The 16561-nt window shown below is 73.6% G+C and carries 17 protein-coding genes; 4 read left to right on the top strand and 13 right to left on the bottom strand.

Features of this window, described 5'->3' with window-relative positions:
- Positions 1-34: 34 nt before the first annotated feature.
- The 10 genes from ACIPAE_RS21085 to ACIPAE_RS21040 are packed head-to-tail and all read right to left on the bottom strand — an operon-like array spanning position 35 to position 9904.
- Entirely contained in the window at positions 35-1702 is a 1668-nt protein-coding gene (locus ACIPAE_RS21085; protein WP_402447103.1) for an NADH-quinone oxidoreductase subunit N, read from the bottom strand.
- Positions 1702-3267: a NuoM family protein gene (locus ACIPAE_RS21080; protein WP_402447100.1), complete on the bottom strand. Its 1566-nt coding sequence runs from the start codon at positions 3265-3267 to the stop codon at positions 1702-1704. The genes ACIPAE_RS21085 and ACIPAE_RS21080 overlap by 1 nt, the downstream gene beginning before the upstream one ends.
- Positions 3268-3274: 7 nt before the next feature.
- The gene (locus ACIPAE_RS21075) at positions 3275-5302 is read right to left on the bottom strand and encodes an NADH-quinone oxidoreductase subunit L (RefSeq protein ID WP_366410140.1); all 2028 of its coding nucleotides are present in this window, start codon (positions 5300-5302) and stop codon (positions 3275-3277) included.
- Complete coding sequence (gene nuoK, locus ACIPAE_RS21070; protein ID WP_328467907.1) at positions 5299-5691, bottom strand: NADH-quinone oxidoreductase subunit NuoK; 393 nt, start codon at positions 5689-5691, stop codon at positions 5299-5301. The genes ACIPAE_RS21075 and nuoK overlap by 4 nt, the downstream gene beginning before the upstream one ends.
- A complete protein-coding gene (locus ACIPAE_RS21065; RefSeq protein WP_329365906.1) occupies positions 5691-6320 on the bottom strand; it encodes an NADH-quinone oxidoreductase subunit J in 630 nt (209 codons plus the stop codon). Before ACIPAE_RS21065 ends, nuoK begins: the two co-directional genes overlap by 1 nt.
- A complete protein-coding gene (locus tag ACIPAE_RS21060) occupies positions 6317-6943 on the bottom strand; it encodes a NuoI/complex I 23 kDa subunit family protein (RefSeq protein ID WP_402447096.1) in 627 nt (208 codons plus the stop codon). Before ACIPAE_RS21060 ends, ACIPAE_RS21065 begins: the two co-directional genes overlap by 4 nt.
- Positions 6944-6946: 3 nt before the next feature.
- The gene (nuoH, locus tag ACIPAE_RS21055) at positions 6947-7909 is read right to left on the bottom strand and encodes an NADH-quinone oxidoreductase subunit NuoH (protein WP_328467901.1); all 963 of its coding nucleotides are present in this window, start codon (positions 7907-7909) and stop codon (positions 6947-6949) included.
- The gene (locus tag ACIPAE_RS21050; RefSeq protein WP_402447092.1) at positions 7906-8829 is read right to left on the bottom strand and encodes an NADH-quinone oxidoreductase subunit C; all 924 of its coding nucleotides are present in this window, start codon (positions 8827-8829) and stop codon (positions 7906-7908) included. Before ACIPAE_RS21050 ends, nuoH begins: the two co-directional genes overlap by 4 nt.
- The gene (locus tag ACIPAE_RS21045) at positions 8826-9545 is read right to left on the bottom strand and encodes an NADH-quinone oxidoreductase subunit B family protein (protein ID WP_329365911.1); all 720 of its coding nucleotides are present in this window, start codon (positions 9543-9545) and stop codon (positions 8826-8828) included. Before ACIPAE_RS21045 ends, ACIPAE_RS21050 begins: the two co-directional genes overlap by 4 nt.
- Positions 9536-9904 (bottom strand): NADH-quinone oxidoreductase subunit A, encoded by a 369-nt coding sequence (locus tag ACIPAE_RS21040; protein ID WP_402447089.1) that lies wholly within the window; start codon positions 9902-9904, stop codon positions 9536-9538. The genes ACIPAE_RS21045 and ACIPAE_RS21040 overlap by 10 nt, the downstream gene beginning before the upstream one ends.
- Before the next feature lie 315 nt (positions 9905-10219).
- On the opposite strand from ACIPAE_RS21040, the gene ACIPAE_RS21035 reads away from it, so the two are divergent.
- On the top strand, positions 10220-11428 hold the full coding sequence (locus ACIPAE_RS21035) for a sensor domain-containing protein (RefSeq protein ID WP_329365914.1): 1209 nt from the start codon (positions 10220-10222) through the stop codon (positions 11426-11428).
- A 155-nt stretch (positions 11429-11583) separates the two neighbouring features.
- Entirely contained in the window at positions 11584-12933 is a 1350-nt protein-coding gene (locus ACIPAE_RS21030) for a sensor histidine kinase (RefSeq protein WP_402447085.1), read from the top strand.
- Positions 12934-12966: 33 nt separating this feature from the next.
- On the opposite strand, the gene ACIPAE_RS21025 is transcribed toward ACIPAE_RS21030, so the two are convergent.
- On the bottom strand, positions 12967-13140 hold the full coding sequence (locus ACIPAE_RS21025; protein WP_402447082.1) for a hypothetical protein: 174 nt from the start codon (positions 13138-13140) through the stop codon (positions 12967-12969).
- 216 nt (positions 13141-13356) lie between these two features.
- Between ACIPAE_RS21025 and ACIPAE_RS21020 the strand changes: the two genes are divergently transcribed.
- Positions 13357-13887 (top strand): GNAT family N-acetyltransferase, encoded by a 531-nt coding sequence (locus tag ACIPAE_RS21020; protein WP_329365918.1) that lies wholly within the window; start codon positions 13357-13359, stop codon positions 13885-13887.
- Between the two features lie 206 nt (positions 13888-14093).
- Here the strand turns inward: ACIPAE_RS21020 and ACIPAE_RS21015 are convergent, their stop codons facing one another.
- Both ACIPAE_RS21015 and ACIPAE_RS21010 read right to left on the bottom strand, forming a co-directional pair.
- The gene (locus ACIPAE_RS21015) at positions 14094-14642 is read right to left on the bottom strand and encodes a GNAT family N-acetyltransferase (RefSeq protein ID WP_329365920.1); all 549 of its coding nucleotides are present in this window, start codon (positions 14640-14642) and stop codon (positions 14094-14096) included.
- A gap of 69 nt (positions 14643-14711) precedes the next feature.
- The gene (locus ACIPAE_RS21010; protein WP_329365921.1) at positions 14712-15668 is read right to left on the bottom strand and encodes a zinc-binding dehydrogenase; all 957 of its coding nucleotides are present in this window, start codon (positions 15666-15668) and stop codon (positions 14712-14714) included.
- A 160-nt stretch (positions 15669-15828) separates the two neighbouring features.
- On the opposite strand from ACIPAE_RS21010, the gene ACIPAE_RS21005 reads away from it, so the two are divergent.
- Entirely contained in the window at positions 15829-16488 is a 660-nt protein-coding gene (locus tag ACIPAE_RS21005) for a response regulator transcription factor (protein WP_328474390.1), read from the top strand.
- Positions 16489-16561: the final 73 nt, after the last annotated feature.

Raw genomic sequence — 16561 nt, 5'->3', positions numbered from 1 at the left:
CGACCCGTCCCACCTGCGGCGCCCGCGGCGGCGCTCACAGCAGCACCCCTTCCGCGTAGCGCAGCACGATCTGGGGCGCGCCGGACAGCACCACGCCGGCCGCCGCGGCGAGCGCGATGGCGGCGGTCAGGGCGAAGGGCGTACGTGCGGCCGTCGCGAGGCCCGCCGCGTCGCCCGCCGTGCCCACCGTGCCGTCCATGTCCCCTTCCTGCCCGCTCTTCGCGCGTCCGAACAGCAGCGCCGTCCACCGCAGGTAGTACACGAGGGCGATCGCCACGTTGACGGCCATGATCACCGCGAGCCAGCCGTGCTGGGCGTCGACGGCCGTGGAGAAGACGGCCACCTTGGCGAACAGGCCGATCAGCCCGGGCGGCAGCCCGGCGAGGCACAGCAGGAAGAAGGCGAGCGCGAGGGCGGCCGCGGGCCGGGACGCGTACAGGCCGCGGTAGTCCGTCAGCCGGCCGCGCGGCGCACCGCGGCTGACCAGGGCCGCGACGGCGAAGGCGCCGAGGTTCACCACCGCGTACATCAGGGCGTACGCCACGGTGGTGCCGACGTGGTAGCCCGCGGGGCGGCCGGCGGCCTCGGCGGCGAGCGGCACGAGCAGGTAGCCGGCCTGCCCGATCGACGACCAGGCCAGCAGGCGTACGGCGCCGCGCTCGGCGTCGGGCCGCTGCCGCAGGGCGCCGACGTTGCCGACGGTCATGGTCAGCGCGGCGAGGACGCCCATCGCCGGGCCCAGGGTGCCGGCGTACGGGTGGAAGGCGAGCGTGGTGAGCAGGATGAGGCCGGAGAAGCCGGCCGCCTTGCCGACCACCGAGAGGTAGGCGGCCACCGGCAGCGGTGCGCCCGCGTAGGTGTCGGGCACCCAGAAGTGGAAGGGCGCCACGGCCAGCTTGAAGGCGAAGCCGAGCAGCGTCAGGGCGGCACCGGCCTTGCCGAGGGTGTGCAGCTGGCCGGGTTCGTGGCCGAGCGTACGGCCGATCCGGTCCAGGTAGAGCGTGCCGGTGGTGGCGTACAGGAAGCTGACGCCGAGCAGCGACACCGCGGTGGCGGTCACCGAGGTGAGGAAGAACTTCAGCGCGGCCTCGCTGCTCAGCCGGTCGCCGCGGCGCAGCCCGACCAGGGCGAACGACGGCAGCGTGGTGACCTCCAGCGCGACGATCAGCGTGGCCAGGTCGCGGGAGGCGGGCAGCAGGGTGGCGCCGGCCGCGGAGGCCAGCAGCAGGAACCAGAACTCGCCGGCCGGCAGCTCCTCCTCGACCGCGGGCGCGGACAGCAGCGCGGTCAGCAGCGCCCCGCCGAGCACCAGCACCTGCACCACGAGCGCGAACCGGTCGGCGGTGTACGAGCAGCCGCCACCGGTGACGTCGGTACGGCAGAAGGTGGCGTGGTGGCCGGCCCGCAGCGGGATCAGGGAGAGCAGCGCGAGCGCGAGCCCGGCGACCGTCACCCAGGCCAGCAGCTGCTTGCGGCGCGGCGGCAGGAAGAGGTCGGCGACCAGCAGCACGACGGCCAGCGCGGCCGGGATCGCGGCCGGGGCGACCGCGCTCCAGTCGACGGACTCGGTCAGCGAGGAGGCCAGCGCGAACCCGGGTCCGTGCACCAGGCCGGGGGCCGGGCTGTGGGCGGGGCCCGCGGTGGCGATCGCACCCGGAAGCGCGGCGGGGATCGCGGCGGGGATCGCGCCGAGGGAGGTCATCAGCTTCCTCCGAGCAGGGAGCGTACGGCCGGATCGGTGAGGCCGAGCAGCAGCGCGGGCCACAGCCCGGCCAGCACGGTGAGCGCGGCCAGCGGTGTCCACGCGGCGAACTCGTAGCCGCGTACGTCGGCCAGGGCCGGCTGGGCCCGCGCGGTGTCGCGGTCGCCCATGCACATCCGGCGGACCACGGTGAGCAGGTAGGCGGCCGTCAGCAGGGTGCCGAAGGCGGCGACGGCGGTGAAGGTGAGATACGCCGGACGGCTGAGCCCGGCGCCGGGCTTGAAGGCGCCGAACATCGCCAGCATCTCCCCCCAGAACCCGGCCAGGCCCGGTAGCCCGAGCGAGGCGACGGCGCCGAAGGCCAGCAGGCCGCCCAGCCGGGGCGCCCGCCCGTAGAGGGCCGCGCCGGTGCGGCCGGCGAGCTGGTCGAGGTCGCTGCTGCCGTAGCGGTCCTTCAGGGCGCCGACGAGGAAGAAGAGCAGGCCGGTGATGAGGCCGTGGGCGACGTTGGCGAACAGGGCGCCGTTGACGCCGGTGGGGTTCATGGAGGCGATGCCGAGCAGCACGAAGCCCATGTGGCCGACCGAGGAGTAGGCGATGAGCCGTTTGAGGTCGCCGCCGTTGCCCTGCCGGACCAGCGCGAGGCAGGCGAGCGAGCCGTAGATGATGCCGACGACCGCGAAGGCCGCCAGGTACGGGGCGAAGGTGCGCATCCCGCCGGGCGCGATCGGCAGCACCACGCGGACCAGGCCGTAGGTGCCCATCTTCAGCAGCACCCCGGCGAGCAGCACCGAGCCCACGGTGGGGGCGGCGGTGTGGGCGTCGGGCAGCCAGCTGTGCAGCGGCCACATCGGGGCCTTCACGGCGAGGCCGAGACCGATCGCGAGGACCGCGACGAGTTGCGTGGTGTGACTGAGGTGTGACCCGTTGTCAGTGGCGAGTGCCACCATGTCGAATGTGCCCGCTTTCACCCCGATGAGGAGCAGGCCGAGCAGCATGATCACGGAGCCGAGAAGGGTGTAGACGATGAAGCGCAGCGCCGAGCGTTCCCGGTTCGCGCCGCCCCAGCGGGAGATGAGGAAGTACATCGGGACCAGCACGGTCTCGAAGGCGAGGAAGAAGAGGATCAGGTCGAGGACGGCGAAGCTGGCCAGCGTGCCGCCTTCGAGCAGCAGGAGCAGCGCGACGAAGGCCCGGGGCCGCGGGCCGTCCGGCATCTTGAAGTACGAGTACAGCGCGCACAGGAAGGTCAGCAGCGCGGTCAGCACCAGCAGGGGCAGCGAGATGCCGTCGACACCGAGGTGGAGGTGGATGCGCAGCGCGGGAATCCAGTTGAGGTCGGTGGTGGCCTGCATCTTCGCCGGGTGGTCGTGGTCGAAGCCGGCGGCGAGCACGATCGCGAGGACCAGCACCGCGCCGGTGACGGTCACGCCGTGCCGCAGCACCGCCTGGTCCGGGTCGCGGCCGCGCAGACCGGGCGGAGGCGGCAGCAGGGCGCCGACCGCGCCGAGCAGCGGCAGCACGAGGATCGCCGCGAGGATGTACTGAAGGGCGGTGTCGTTCACTTCGGGCTCAGCCTCCGACGGCGACGAGGACGGCGAGGACGACCGCACCGGCCAGCAGCGCGCTGAGGTAGGTCTGGACGTTTCCGGTCTGGGCCTTGCGGACGGCCGCGCCGAGCAGGTTCGGGGTACCCGCGGCGCCGCGTACCCAGGTCTCCACGACGTCCCGGTCCAGGAAGCGGACCAGCGCGGCCGCGGCCAGCACCGGGCGGACGAACACCGCGGTGTAGAGGGCGTCGAGGCGGAAGCCGTGCGCGGCGGATGCGTGCAGCGGGCCGAGCAGCAGCCGGCCCGGGTCGCCGGGGTCGTGCGCGGTGGCGACGTCGCCGTAGACCTCCTTGTGGCTGTCCTCGGCCTCGGCCTCGATCAGGGCGGGTTCGGAGTCCGCGTCCAGGTGGTCGGTGAGCGCGCTGCCGGTGCCGGGCGGTTCGGAGACGACCGCGCCGATCGGCACGGCCCGGCGGGTGGCGGCGACCGCCTTCCAGGCCCCGTAGGTGATCAGCACGCCCACCAGGGCGAGCCCGGTACCGAGGAGGGAGGTGACCAGGGTCGGGCCGAGCGGGGTGCCGCCGCCGAACCAGTCGGGCAGCTTGCGGTAGGTGAGCCCGCCGAAGGCGAGGGTGGGGATCGCCAGCACCCACAGCACGGCGGTCATCGGCAACGGCTGCCGTCCGTGGTCGGGGGCGGCCGGGCCGTTGCCGAGGAAGGCGAGGAGGAACAGGCGGGTGGCGTAGGCGCCGGTGAGGACGGCCGCGGCCAGCCCGGCGACCAGCACGGTCCAGCCGACCGCCGACGGCACGTGCGCGGTGTCGCCGGAGGAGGCGTGCTCGGCGGCGCGCAGCACCGACTCCTTGGAGAAGAAGCCGGACAGCGGCGGGAGGGCGGCGAGCGCGGCCAGCGCGAGGGCCATCGTCCACATCGCGTCGGGCACCCGCTTGCGCAGCCCGCCCGTACGGGACATCGCGGTCAGCGAGTTGGTGCCCGCCGCGTGGATCACCACGCCCGCGCCCAGGAAGAGCAGCGCCTTGAACGCGCCGTGCGACAGGAGGTGGAAGACGGCGGCGTCGCGGTCGCCGACGGCCAGCGCGCCCGCCATGTAGCCGAGTTGGCCGATCGTGGAGTAGGCGAGGACCCGTTTGATGTCGTCCTGGGCGAGCGCGGCCAGGCCCGAGCCGACCATGGTCACCGCGGCCATCACGGCCAGCACGACGAGCGCGGCGGCCGACGCGGTGAACACCGGCAGCAGCCTGGCCACCAGGTAGATGCCGGCGGCCACCATGGTCGCGGCGTGGATCAGCGCGGAGACCGGGGTGGGGCCGGCCATCGCGTCGGGCAGCCAGGTGTGCAGCGGGAACTGCGCGGACTTGCCGGCCACGCCGGCGAGCAGCAGCAGCGCGATCACCGTCGGGTGGTGCAGCCGCCCGTCGGCGGCGGCGTGCAGGATGCCGCTGATCCGGAAGGTGCCGGCGTCCGCGGCGAGCGCGAACACGCCGATCAGGAAGGGCACATCGCCGAGCTTGGTGACCAGGAACGCCTTGATCGAGGCCGAGCGGGCCGCCTCGGTCTCCCAGTAGTGACCGACCAGGAAGTAGGAGCAGATGCCCATGACCTCCCAGCCGACCAGCAGCACCATCAGGTCGCCGGAGTAGACGACGAGCAGCATCGCGGAGGTGAACAGCGAGACCACGGCCGCGTAGGAGGGGTAGCGCGGGTCGTCGCGCAGATAGGAGACGGAGTAGACCTGCACGCAGGTGGCGACCAGGCCGACCAGCAGCGCGATCAGGACGGAGAAGCCGTCCAGGTGCAGCGAGAGGTCGATCGGCACGGAGCCGGTGACGGTCAGCCGGTGCGAGGCGTCGGTGGCCGCTCCGGTGCCCTGCCGGGCGGCGACGATCGCGGCGAGCACGAAGGAGACCGCGGTCGGCAGCACCGCAAGCGGGCGTACGAAGCCGGGTGCGCGCCGGCCGAGCAGGAGTCCGGCGGCCGCGCCCAGGAAGGGCAGTGCGGGGACGAGCGCGGCAAGGGCGGTCAGGGTCACGCGGTGGCCTCTGCCTTCTCGTCGTGGCCTGAGGCGGTGGCCGGGCCCGGTTCCGGGGGCCCGGGCACGCCGAGGGGTTGCCCGGGGTCGGCCAGGTCGGTGAGGCGGTCGATGTCGGCGGTGCCGCGGTTGCGGTGCACCAGCAGCACGATCGCCAGGCCGATCCCGATCTCCGCGGCGGCGATGGTGATGGTGAACAGGGTGAGCGCCTGCCCGGAGTGCAGCCGGTCGCCGAGCCAGGTGTCGAAGGCGACGAGGTTGAGGTTGACGGCGTTGAGCATCAGCTCGACGGACATCAGGACGAGGATCGCGTTGCGCCGGGCGAGCACCCCGTACAGGCCGACGCAGAACAGCAGGGCGGCCAGCACGGCGGGGTAGACGAGGTGCATCAGCGGTCCTTGCCGTTCGGGGCGGCGGGGCCGCCGGAGCCGGGTACGGCCGGGCCGTTCGCGCCGCCGGGGGGCACCGCGTCGGGCCCGCGCTTCGACAGCACGATCGCGCCGACCAGGGCGGCCAGCAGCAGGACCGACAGCGCCTCGAACGGCAGCACCCAGAACCGGAAGAGGCTGGTGCCGGTGACCTTGGTGGCGCTCTGCCCGGCGGCGTGGTGGACGTCGATCCAGGTGCTGCGGAAGGCGTCCACCACCACCCACACCAGGGTGGCCGCGGCGGCGACCGCCACCGCGAGGGCGACCCAGCGGTTCTCGGAGTCGGCGTCGGGCGAGTGGCCGATCGGCGCCCGGGTGAGCATCAGCCCGAACAGCAGCAGCACGACGACCGAGCCGACGTAGATCAGCACCTGCACCCAGGCGATGAACTCGGCGGTCAGCAGCAGGTACTCCACCGCGATGCCGCCGAGCGCGACCACCAGCCACAGTGCCGCGTGCACGAGTTGCCGGGTGGTGACGGTGATGACGGCCGCGCCGAGGGTGGCGAGGCCGACCAGCAGGAAGGTGATCTCGACACCGGTGGGCGAGAGGAAGCCGTGGTGCGCGAGGGCGCTGTGGTGGACGTTCACGACGCGTCCTCCCCGGGTTCGTCGGGCGCCTGGGCCTGGTCGGCAGCCTGGTCCGCGGACCGGTCCGCCGCCTCAGCCGCCGCCTGGGCCGCTTCCTGCGCCGCCGCTTGCGCCGCCTTCTCCGCCGCCTTGTGGGCCGCCGCGATCTCCTTCGGCTCCTCCGCCGCCGGGTCGAGCGGGGGCGGCGCCGGCACCGTCCACATCCACTCGCGCAGCTTGTCGCGTTCGTGGGTGAGTTCGAGGATGTCGGTCTCCGCGTACTCGAACTCCGGGGACCAGAACAGCGCGTCGAACGGGCACACCTCGATGCAGATGCCGCAGTACATGCACAGCGAGAAGTCGATCGCGAAGCGGTCCAGCACGTTGCGGCTGCGCTCGCGGCCGCCGGGCGCGGCGGGCGGCGTCGTCTCCTTGTGCGAGTCGATGTAGATGCACCAGTCGGGGCACTCACGGGCGCACAGCATGCACACCGTGCAGTTCTCCTCGAACAGCGCGATCACGCCGCGGCTGCGCGGGGGGAGTTCGGGTTGCGCGTCGGGATAGCGGGCGGTGACGGTCTTCTTCGTCATCGTGCGCAGGGTGACGGCCAGGCCCTTGGCCAGACCGGAGCCGGGAAGAGGCATGGCTTACGAGGTCACCACCTTGACGACGCCGGTCAGGGCGATCTGGACGAGGGAGATCGGGATCAGCACGGTCCAGGCGAACTTCATCAACTGGTCCTCGCGCAGCCGCGGGTAGCTCACCCGCAGCCAGATGACCACGAAGGCGAGCACGCCGGTCTTCAGCAGCGTCCACAGCCAGCCGACGCTGCCCGACCACGGCCCGTGCCAGCCGCCGAGGAACAGCACCGTGGTCAGCGCGCACAGCACCACGATCCCGGCGTACTCGGCGAGCAGGAACAGCGCGAAGCGCAGCCCGGTGTACTCGGTGTACGCGCCGAAGATGATCTCCGAGTCGGCCACCGGCATGTCGAACGGCGGCCGCTGCAACTCGGCGAGCCCGGCGGTGAAGAACACCAGGCCGCCCATGAGCTGCCACAGCGTCCACCACCAGTGGTACGACTCGACGATGCCCGGCAGCGACAAGGTGCCCGCGGCCATCGCCACGGACGCGGCGGCGAGCAGCATCGGCAGTTCGTACGCCATCAGCTGGGCGGCCGTGCGCAGACCGCCGAGCAGCGAGAACTTGTTCGCCGACGCCCACCCGGCCATCAGCGACCCGAGCACGCCGACACCCATCACGGCGAGCACGAAGAACAGCCCGGCGTCGATCGCCTCCCCGACGAAGCCGTGCGGCCCGACCGGGATGACGATCAGCACCAGGAGGTACGGCAACAGGGCGACGGCGGGCGCGAGCTGGAAGATCCGGCGGTCCGCGTCGGCCGGGACCACGTCCTCCTTCTGCGCGAACTTCACGCCGTCGGCGACGAGTTGGGCCCAGCCGTGGAATCCGCCGGCGTACATCGGGCCGAGCCGGCCCTGCATGTGCGCCATCACCTTGTGCTCGGTCTGCCCGACCACCAGCGGAAGCACCAGGAACACGACGAGGACGGCGACCAGCCGCAGGACGACATGGAGCGTGTCGTTCACGGGGTACGGCCTCCTTCGTCGGTGGGCGGTTCGGCGGCGGGCGGTTCGGCGGTGGGGGGTTCGTCACGGGCGGGCGGCGCCGGGGGCTGCTCGGCCGGAGACTGCTCGGCCGGGGGCTGCTCGGCGGGGGGCTGCTCGGCGGGCGGTTGGTCCGCCGGAGGCTGCTCCGCCGGTTTCTGCCAGGGCGCGTCCGGTGTGGCCGGGCGCGGTGTCCGGGCCGGGCGGGACGGGGTCTGGCTCGCCGAGCCGTCGCCCGCGCTGCGGGTCCTGCGGGCGGGCCGCTCCCCCGCACCAGCACCGGCACCCGCGGCACCCGCGCGCCGCGCAGGGCGGGCCGGCGCCGGCGGCAGCTGGCCCTTCAACGGGCCCCACTCGTTCGGGTCCGGCACGCCCGGCGGCAGCATCTGCCGCCGCTTCGGGCCGCCGTCGTGGGACTCGCCCGGCTCCTTCGCGCCCGGCCACGCCTTGGCCACCCGCGCGGCCAGCACGAAGTCCTTGCGCAGCGGGTGCCCCTCGAACTCCTCGGGCAGCAGCAGCGGGGCCATCCCCGGGTGCCCGGTGAAGGCGACGCCGAACATCTCGTGGGTCTCGCGCTCGTGCCAGCCCGCGCCCGCGTAGACCCCGGTCGCGGTCGCCAGTTCGGCCGCGTCGTGCGGCACGGTGGTCCGCACCAGCAGCCGCCCGACGCCGCGTTCGAGCCGTACGACATGGGCGCACACCCGGAAGCCGGTGCCGGGTTCGTCCACCGCGCTGAGCCAGTCGAAGAAGGTGCAGCCGAGGGTGTCCCGGGCCGCGGTCAGCGCCGCCACCCACCCGGCGGGCGGGACGTCGACGGTGAGCAGGCCGTACGCCTCCTCGGCGGTCGCGCCCTCGCCGAAGACCTCGGCCGCGCCCTCGGGGAGCTGCTCGAAGGCGCTCACCGCTCCCCCGCCTCCGGTCCGTCCGCCTCCGGGCCGGCGTTCCCCGGGCCGGCGTTCCCCGAGCCGTCCCCGGGTGAGTCCGAGGCAGCCGGCGGGGGCGACGGCGCCGGGGGCGGCGGCGGTGTGACGAGGCCGCTGGTCAGCGCGGCGGTCGAGGGCCGCGCGGCCGGCCCGTGGCCGTACCGCTCGCCCAGCGACTCCCGGGCGATCTTCTCCTGGAGCTTGAGGATGCCCTGGAGCAGCGCCTCGGGCCGGGGCGGGCAGCCGGGCACGTAGACGTCCACCGGGATGATCTGGTCGACGCCCTTCGTCACGGAGTACGAGTCCCAGTACGGGCCGCCGCAGTTGGAGCAGGCGCCGAAGGAGATGACGTACTTCGGCTCGGGCATCTGCTCGTACAGCCGCTTCACCGCGGGCGCCATCTTGTCGGTGACCGTGCCGGAGACCACCATCAGGTCGGCCTGGCGCGGGCCGGGCGCGAACGGGATCACGCCGAGCCGGATGAAGTCGTGCCGGGCCATGGACGCGGCGATGAACTCGATCGCGCAGCAGGCGAGCCCGAAGTTGAACACCCACAGGCTGTAGCGGCGGCCCCAGTTGAGCACGACCTTCATCGGCTCGGGCGCCAGCCGGGCCAGCGGGCCGAGCCGGCGGGGCTCGGGCAGTGCCACCCTGGGCGGGGCCGGCTGCGCCGGGTCGGGCAGGGTCACGTCCATTCGAGCACGCCCTTCTTCCACGCGTAGAGCAGCCCGACCGCGAGGAAGCCGAGGAAGACGAACATCTCGACGAGCGTGGTGCCGCCGAAGCCGTGGGCCGCGAAGACCGTCGCCCACGGGAAGAGGAAGATCGCGTCCACCGCGAAGATCACATAGAGGAACGCGTACACGTAGTAGCGGATCTGGGTGTGCGCCCAGTCCTCGCCGACCGGGTCGACGCCGCACTCGTAGGTGAGCAGCTTCTCCCGCGTCGGCACGTCAGGCCGCAGCAGCCGCCCGGCCGTGAACGAGACCGTCACGAAGAGCACGCCGACGACCGCGACCAGACCGACGACCGAGTAGCCGTGGAAGTAGTCCACGTCCGTCCGCCCCTCGTTCACTCGTTGACCAGCGATGTCCAGCGATCCGGATGGATCTTTAGACGATTTATACGGAGGGAGTCTAGGCCCTGGTCCCACCGGCGGACGCAGCCGTCCACGGATGACGGAGGAGAGGGCGGCCGGACCGCGGCAGGCGGCCGAGGGGACCGCGGTGCGAGCCCCGGGACGAGCCCCGGCGAATGCACTCAACCCGCACCGCCGGGCCGCTTCCAGCGGATACGGGGGATAACCCCACCACACGCCGGAGCGCGCACCCCATGGCGCGGGCCCCCGCCGGAACGGCAGGCTTGACCCATGGACACCTCGCCCGCCCCGCGCAGCTCCGCGACCTCGACGTCCGAACCGCTGCCCCCGGCCCGGTTCGCCTTCGACGCCGTGACGTGGAAGGAGATCGCGAACCTCCTGCTGAACCTCTTCATGTCGCTGATCGGCTTCATCTACGTCGTGACCACGCTGTCGCTGGGCGCCGGCCTGTCCGTGACGGTGATCGGGTTGCCGCTGCTGGCGTTCGGCCTGGGCGGCTGCCGGTTGCTGGGCAAGCTGGAGCGGGCCAGGGTGCGCAAGCTGCTCGGGGTGCACGTGGAGGAGCCGCGGCCGCTGCGGAAGAAGACGCTGGGCGGGTTCCTGCCCTGGCTGTGGGCGTCGCTGAAGGACCCGGTGGCCTGGCGGCACGCGCTCTACTTCTCGATCCGGCTGCCGTGGGGCATCGTCACCTTCGCGGTGACGCTCACCTCGCTGTTCGTGCTGTGGCCGGTGCTGCCCTACCTGGCCAGGGCCATGTCGACGGTGGACCGGGCGCTGGCCCGCGGGCTGCTCCAGCCCTCCGACGAGCTGGAGCAGCGGATCGCGGAGCTGGAGTCCGACCGCGGGGTGGTCTTCGACACCGCGGCGGCGGACCTGCGCCGGATCGAGCGCGACCTGCACGACGGCGCCCAGGCCCGGCTGGTGGCCCTGGCCATGGACCTGGGCCTGGCCAAGGAGAAGCTGCTGGAGGACCCCGAGGCGGCGGCGAAGATGGTCGGCGAGGCGCACGGCGAGGTGAAGGTGGCCCTCCAGGAGCTGCGCGACCTCGCCCGCGGCATCCACCCGGCGATCCTCACCGACCGCGGCCTGGACGCGGCCCTGTCCTCGGTCGCGACCCGCTGCACCGTGCCGGTCTCGGTCACCGTGGACCTGCCGGCCCGGCCCGCCGAGGCGATCGAGGGCATCGCGTACTTCACGGTCTCCGAACTCCTGCAGAACGTCAGCAAGCACAGCCGGGCCCGTACCGCGTCGGTGGACGTGTGGCACTCGGGCGACCGGCTGATGATCCAGGTGCGCGACGACGGGCAGGGTGGCGCGGACGTCAGCTCCGGGTCCGGCCTGGCCGGGCTCGCGGAGCGGCTGGACTCCGTCGACGGCCTGTTCGTGGTGGCCTCTCCGGTGGGCGGGCCGACCATGGTGACGGCGGAGCTGCCGTGGCGGGACCGGGAATTCGGCACGCAGGCCGCGCCGCGCCGGTAGGGCAGTGCGGCGAGGGCCGCGCCGTCAGGGCAGTGCCGGCAGGCCCGCGGGCGTGGAGCAGCGGCACGCCCCAGCGATAGGTAGGGAAATCCCCACCCCCAAGACGCCGATCCGCACCATGGGCGCGCGCCTCCGGCCCGGGCACTGTGGTCGGTATGACCAGCAGTACCGAAAGGACGGTCCCGACCATGGCGTACGGCAACCAGCCGGCCGAGCGAGAGCACCGGCTGCCCACCGCACTGCGCGCGCCCGTCGAGGCGCGTACCTGGCGGGAACTCGCGTACCTCCTGCTGAACCTCCCGATGTGCCTGATCGGCTTCGTGTGGACGGTCACGATGCTGTCGCTGGGCGCCGGCCTGCTGATCACCTTCATCGGGCTGCCGGTGCTGGTGCTGGCCCTCGGCGGCTGCCGGGCCGTCGGCTACGTCGAGCGGGCGCGGGCCCGCTCGCTGCTCTGGCTCGACGTCGAGGAGCCCGGCCCGGTCCGCACCAAGAGCCGCGGCTTCCTCCCGTGGCTGGGCGGCCAGCTCGGCAGCGGCGTCAACTGGCGGCACGCGATCTACTGCCTGCTGCACTTCCCGTGGGGCGTCCTCACCTTCTGCGTGTCGATCAGCTTCTTCACCTACGGCTGGGGGCTGCTCACCTACCCGCTGTGGCGCTGGGTCTTCCCGGTCTACTTCGGCCAGCAGGGCCTCCAGGTCTACGGGGACGGCGACCGCCACCACGGCTGGTGGCTGCACACCCCCGCGGACCTGCTGCTGTGCGTGGTGATCGGGCTGGCGCTGGTGGCGCTGCTGCCGTGGGTGGTGCGGGGCATGGCGCACGTGGACCGGATGCTGGTCAGCGGCCTGCTCGGCCCGTCCCGGCTGGCCGACCGCGTCACCGAGCTGGAGTCGGACCGCGGCGCGGTGGTGGACACCGCGGCGGCGGACCTGCGCCGGATCGAGCGCGACCTGCACGACGGCGCCCAGGCCCGGCTGGTCGCCCTGGCCATGGACCTGGGCCTGGCCAAGGAGAAGCTGCTGGAGGACCCGAAGACCGGCGCGGCCATGGTCGAGGAGGCGCACGGCGAGGTGAAGGTGGCCCTCCAGGAGCTGCGCGACCTCGCCCGCGGCATCCACCCGGCGATCCTCACCGACCGCGGCCTGGGCCCGTCGCTCTCGGCGGTCGCCGCCCGCTGCACCGTGCCGGTCTCGGTCACCGTCGACCTGCCGGCCCGGCCGGTGCCCGCGATCGAGGGCATCGCCTACTTCACGGTCTCCGAACTCCTGCAGAACGTCAGCAAGCACAGCGGCGCCTCCCGCGCCTCCGTGGACGTCTGGCAGACCGACGACCGGCTCATGTTGCACGTCTACGACAACGGCCGCGGCGGGGCGTCGGTGGACGCCGGCTCGGGCCTGGCCGGCCTGGCGGAGCGCCTCGACGCGGTCGACGGGGTGCTGGTGGTGGACTCCCCGCCGGGCGGTCCCACCCGGATCGCGGCGGAGCTGCCCTGGCGGGTGTGACCGGCCGCGGCCGGCCGGGGGGAGTCCGCCCGGCTACCGCCCGCCGAGGTGGCGCGTGACGATGTGGCGCAGCCGGGCCCGGTCGAAGCTGCGGCCGTGGCCCGGGTGCACCACCGCCACGTCCAGCTGGGCGAGGACCTCCAGGCTGCGGCGGTAGGCCGCCGGGTCCGACTCGGGCAGGTCGGCCACGAGGTGGCCGTCGTACACGACGTCACCGGAGCAGAGCGTCCCGGTGTGCTCCTCCAGCAGGGCGACCGACCCGGGGGGTGGCCGGGCAGGTGCAGCACGGTCAGGGTCCGCCCGCCGTGAGGAGGTGCGGGTGAGGGGGCGGGCGCGGGGTGCGGGCGCGGTGCCGGGCGCCGATCGTCCACGCCCACGGGTTCCGGCGCGCCGCTCGGCGGGGGTTGCTGGGAGACTGGAGGGATGACCGACGACTTTCCCGGCGGGCTGGCCCTGCGTCACCCCCGCGTCGAGGACCACGCACGGGTACTGGCCGTACTCGACCAGTGGTGGGGAGGGCTGGGCGGCGAGACGGGGTCACGGGAGCGGGCCCTGCTGCTGCCGCGGTTGTACTTCCAGCACTTCACCGGCACCAGCCATGTCGCCGAGCGCCCCAGTGGCGAACTCGCCGCGTTCCTCGTCGGCTTCCTCTCCCAGGACCGGCCCGACATCGCCTACATCCACTTCGTCGGCGTCGATCCGGCGCTGCACGGCCGTGGCATCGCGACCGCGCTCTACCACCGCTTCTTCGCCCTCGCCCGGGCCCGCCACTGCCGTCAGGTGCATGCGATCACCAGCCCGGCGAACGCCGCGTCCCGCGCCTTCCACACCCGGATCGGCTTCACTGAACTCCCCGGCTCCCCCGACGCCGCCCCCTCGGTCCACCCCGACTACGACGGCCCCGGCCTGGACCGCGTCACCTTCGCCCACGACCTCACGGCGGCGACCGGGTAAGGACGGCCAGCCGGCGGGTACGCCGGCAAGACCGCACGGACTGGCCCCGGCCCGGCCGTCGGCGCTGATCCGGCTCGCCCGGCGCGGGACGCCCCGGCCATCGACCTCGCCGCGATCGAGCGGGTCCGGCCGCAGGCGCGCCAACCGCCCATCCGGGCGGCGCCGTTGCCGCCCCGCCGCCGGAACCCGGCCGCCGGGGGGCCGCGTCACGCCCCGGCGGCCCGCGCCGCCGTGAACTGCGCCCGGGTGATCGCCGTGACGTCCACCGGCGTCCCGTGCGCGGGGACCGTGGTGCGGCGGTCGAGCACCATGCCCAGCTTGGTCATCACCCGCCGCGACGCGTGGTGCTCCACGTTGCAGACGCTGACGATCCGGTCCAGGCCGGCCTCGTCGAAGCCGTACGCCAGCGCCTCGCGCGCGGCCTCGGTGGCGTATCCGCGCCCCCAGTGCGCCCGGCCCAGCCGCCAGCCGATCTCCACGGCGGGCAGGATCTCCGGCAGGAAGGCCGGCACCGTCATGCCGACCCAGCCGGCCAGCTCACCGGTCGCCCGGACCTCGACGGCGAACATGCCGTAGCCGCGGTCCCGCCACTCCTGCCGCAGCATCGCGAAGCTCGCGGCCGTCTGCTCGTAGGTGCGGGTGGCACCGGCGCCGATGAACCGCATCACCTCCGGGTCGGCGTAGATGTCGGCCAGCGGGACCAGGTCCTCGTCCCGCCACCCCCGGAGCAGAAGCCGCTCCGTCACGCGTTCCATGCCCAACTCCCGGGTCGATCGGCTTGGTACGCCGGCCGCCTCGTCGCGGACCGCCGGCTTCATCGGAGGCTACGCGACCCGCAGCAGCACCTTTCCGGTGCCGCGGCCCGCCGCCAGGACCTCGTGGGCGTCGGCCGCCCGGTCGAGCGGGAGTTCCGAGGTGACGTCGAGCCGGATCGCGCCCGAGGCCAGCAGGGACAGCGCGGCCAGGGCGTGCGAGCGGACGGCGGTGGGGGCGCGGCGGGCGAGGTCGGCGATGTGGTAGCCGGCCAGCGAGCGGTTGTTCTGCCACAGCGGCAGCAGCGGGAGGGTGAGGTCGGGGTGGCGGGCGGCCTCGCCGTAGAGGGCGAGGCGGCCGAAGGGGGCGAGCAGCGGCAGCGAGGCGAGCCGGGTCGGGCCGCCGATCGGGTCGAGCACCACGTCGACCTCGCGGACCGCCTCGGCGAAGGCGTCCCGCGGGTGGACCGCGTCGTAGCCGAAGCGCTTGGCGTACTCGGCCTTCGCCGGGGAGCCGACCGTGCCGTAGACCGCCGCGGCGCCCAGGGCGCGGGCGATCTGCGCGGCGGCCGAGCCGATACCGCCGGCGGCGGCGTGGATCAGCACGGTGTCGCCCGCGGTCAGCCGGGCGGCGCCGGCGAGGATGCCGTAAGCGGCGGTGAGGGTCAGGCCGGCGCCGCCGCCGTCGCGCAGCGAGATCCCGTCGAGCGGGAAGGCGAAGTCCGCGGGGGCGAGGGCGTACTCGGCGTAGCCGCCGCCGTCGGGGAGGTAGGCGGCGACCTGCTCGCCGACCGCCAGGCCGGTCACGCCGGGGCCGACCGCCGCGACCTCGCCGGAGACCTCGAAGCCGGGCACGGTGGTGCGCCGCGGCGTGCCGAAGTCCCCGAGCCGGTGCCGCATCTCGTCGTGGTTGACGCCCGCGTACGCGACCCGGACCAGGAGCTGACCGGGGCCGGGCACGGGGGCGGGCAGATCCACGGGCTTGAGCACCTCAGGACCGCCGATGACGTCGAAACCGACCGCGCGCACACGTTCTCCTCTCCCTGGGCCCCCGCCCGCATGGGCAGCTGCCTCTGATCGCCGGGCGCAACCTTGCCCACCCCGCACCGTATTCCTCATTGGGCCGCCGATGCTGGGATGCTGGGGGAGTCGGTTCGGACGGGGGAAGCTGAAGACCGTGGAGGAAAGAGTGCGGGTCGTCATCGCCGAGGATTCGGTACTGCTCAGGGAGGGACTGACCCGGCTGCTGACCGACCGGGGTCATGACGTGGTCGCGGGGGTCGGCGACGCCGAGGGGCTGATCAAGGCGGTGCGCGAACTGGCCGACCAGGGCGCGCCTCCCGACGTGGTGGTGGCCGACGTGCGGATGCCCCCGACGCACACCGACGAAGGGGTGCGCGCCGCCGTGCAATTGCGGAAGGAGCACCCGGGCGTCGGGGTGCTGGTGCTGTCGCAGTACGTCGAGGAGCAGTACGCGACGGAGCTGCTGGCGGGCAGCAGCCGCGGGGTGGGCTACCTGCTCAAGGACCGGGTGGCCGAGGTCCGCGAGTTCGTGGACGCGGTGGTCCGGGTCGCCGAGGGCGGCACCGCGCTGGACCCCGAGGTGGTCGCGCAGCTGCTCGGCCGCAGCCGCAAGCAGGACGTGCTGGCCGGGCTGACCCCGCGCGAGCGCGAGGTGCTGGGCCTGATGGCCGAGGGCCGGACCAACTCGGCGGTGGCCAAGCAGCTCGTGGTGAGCGACGGCGCCGTGGAGAAGCACGTGAGCAACATCTTCCTGAAGCTCGGGCTCGCGCCAAGTGAGGGAGATCACCGCCGGGTGCTGGCGGTGCTGACCTATTTGAACTCGTGAATTTCCGGAATCACCGACCGGCCGTCTGACGGCGGGACGGGCAACAGCGCTGCGCAGGGGCGGGCAGCCGGGT

The organism is Streptomyces sp. NPDC087270, assembly GCF_044744625.1.
In the GTDB taxonomy this organism is placed as follows: Bacteria; Actinomycetota; Actinomycetes; order Streptomycetales; family Streptomycetaceae; genus Actinacidiphila.
This window is presented reverse-complemented; position numbering and strand designations above follow the sequence as displayed.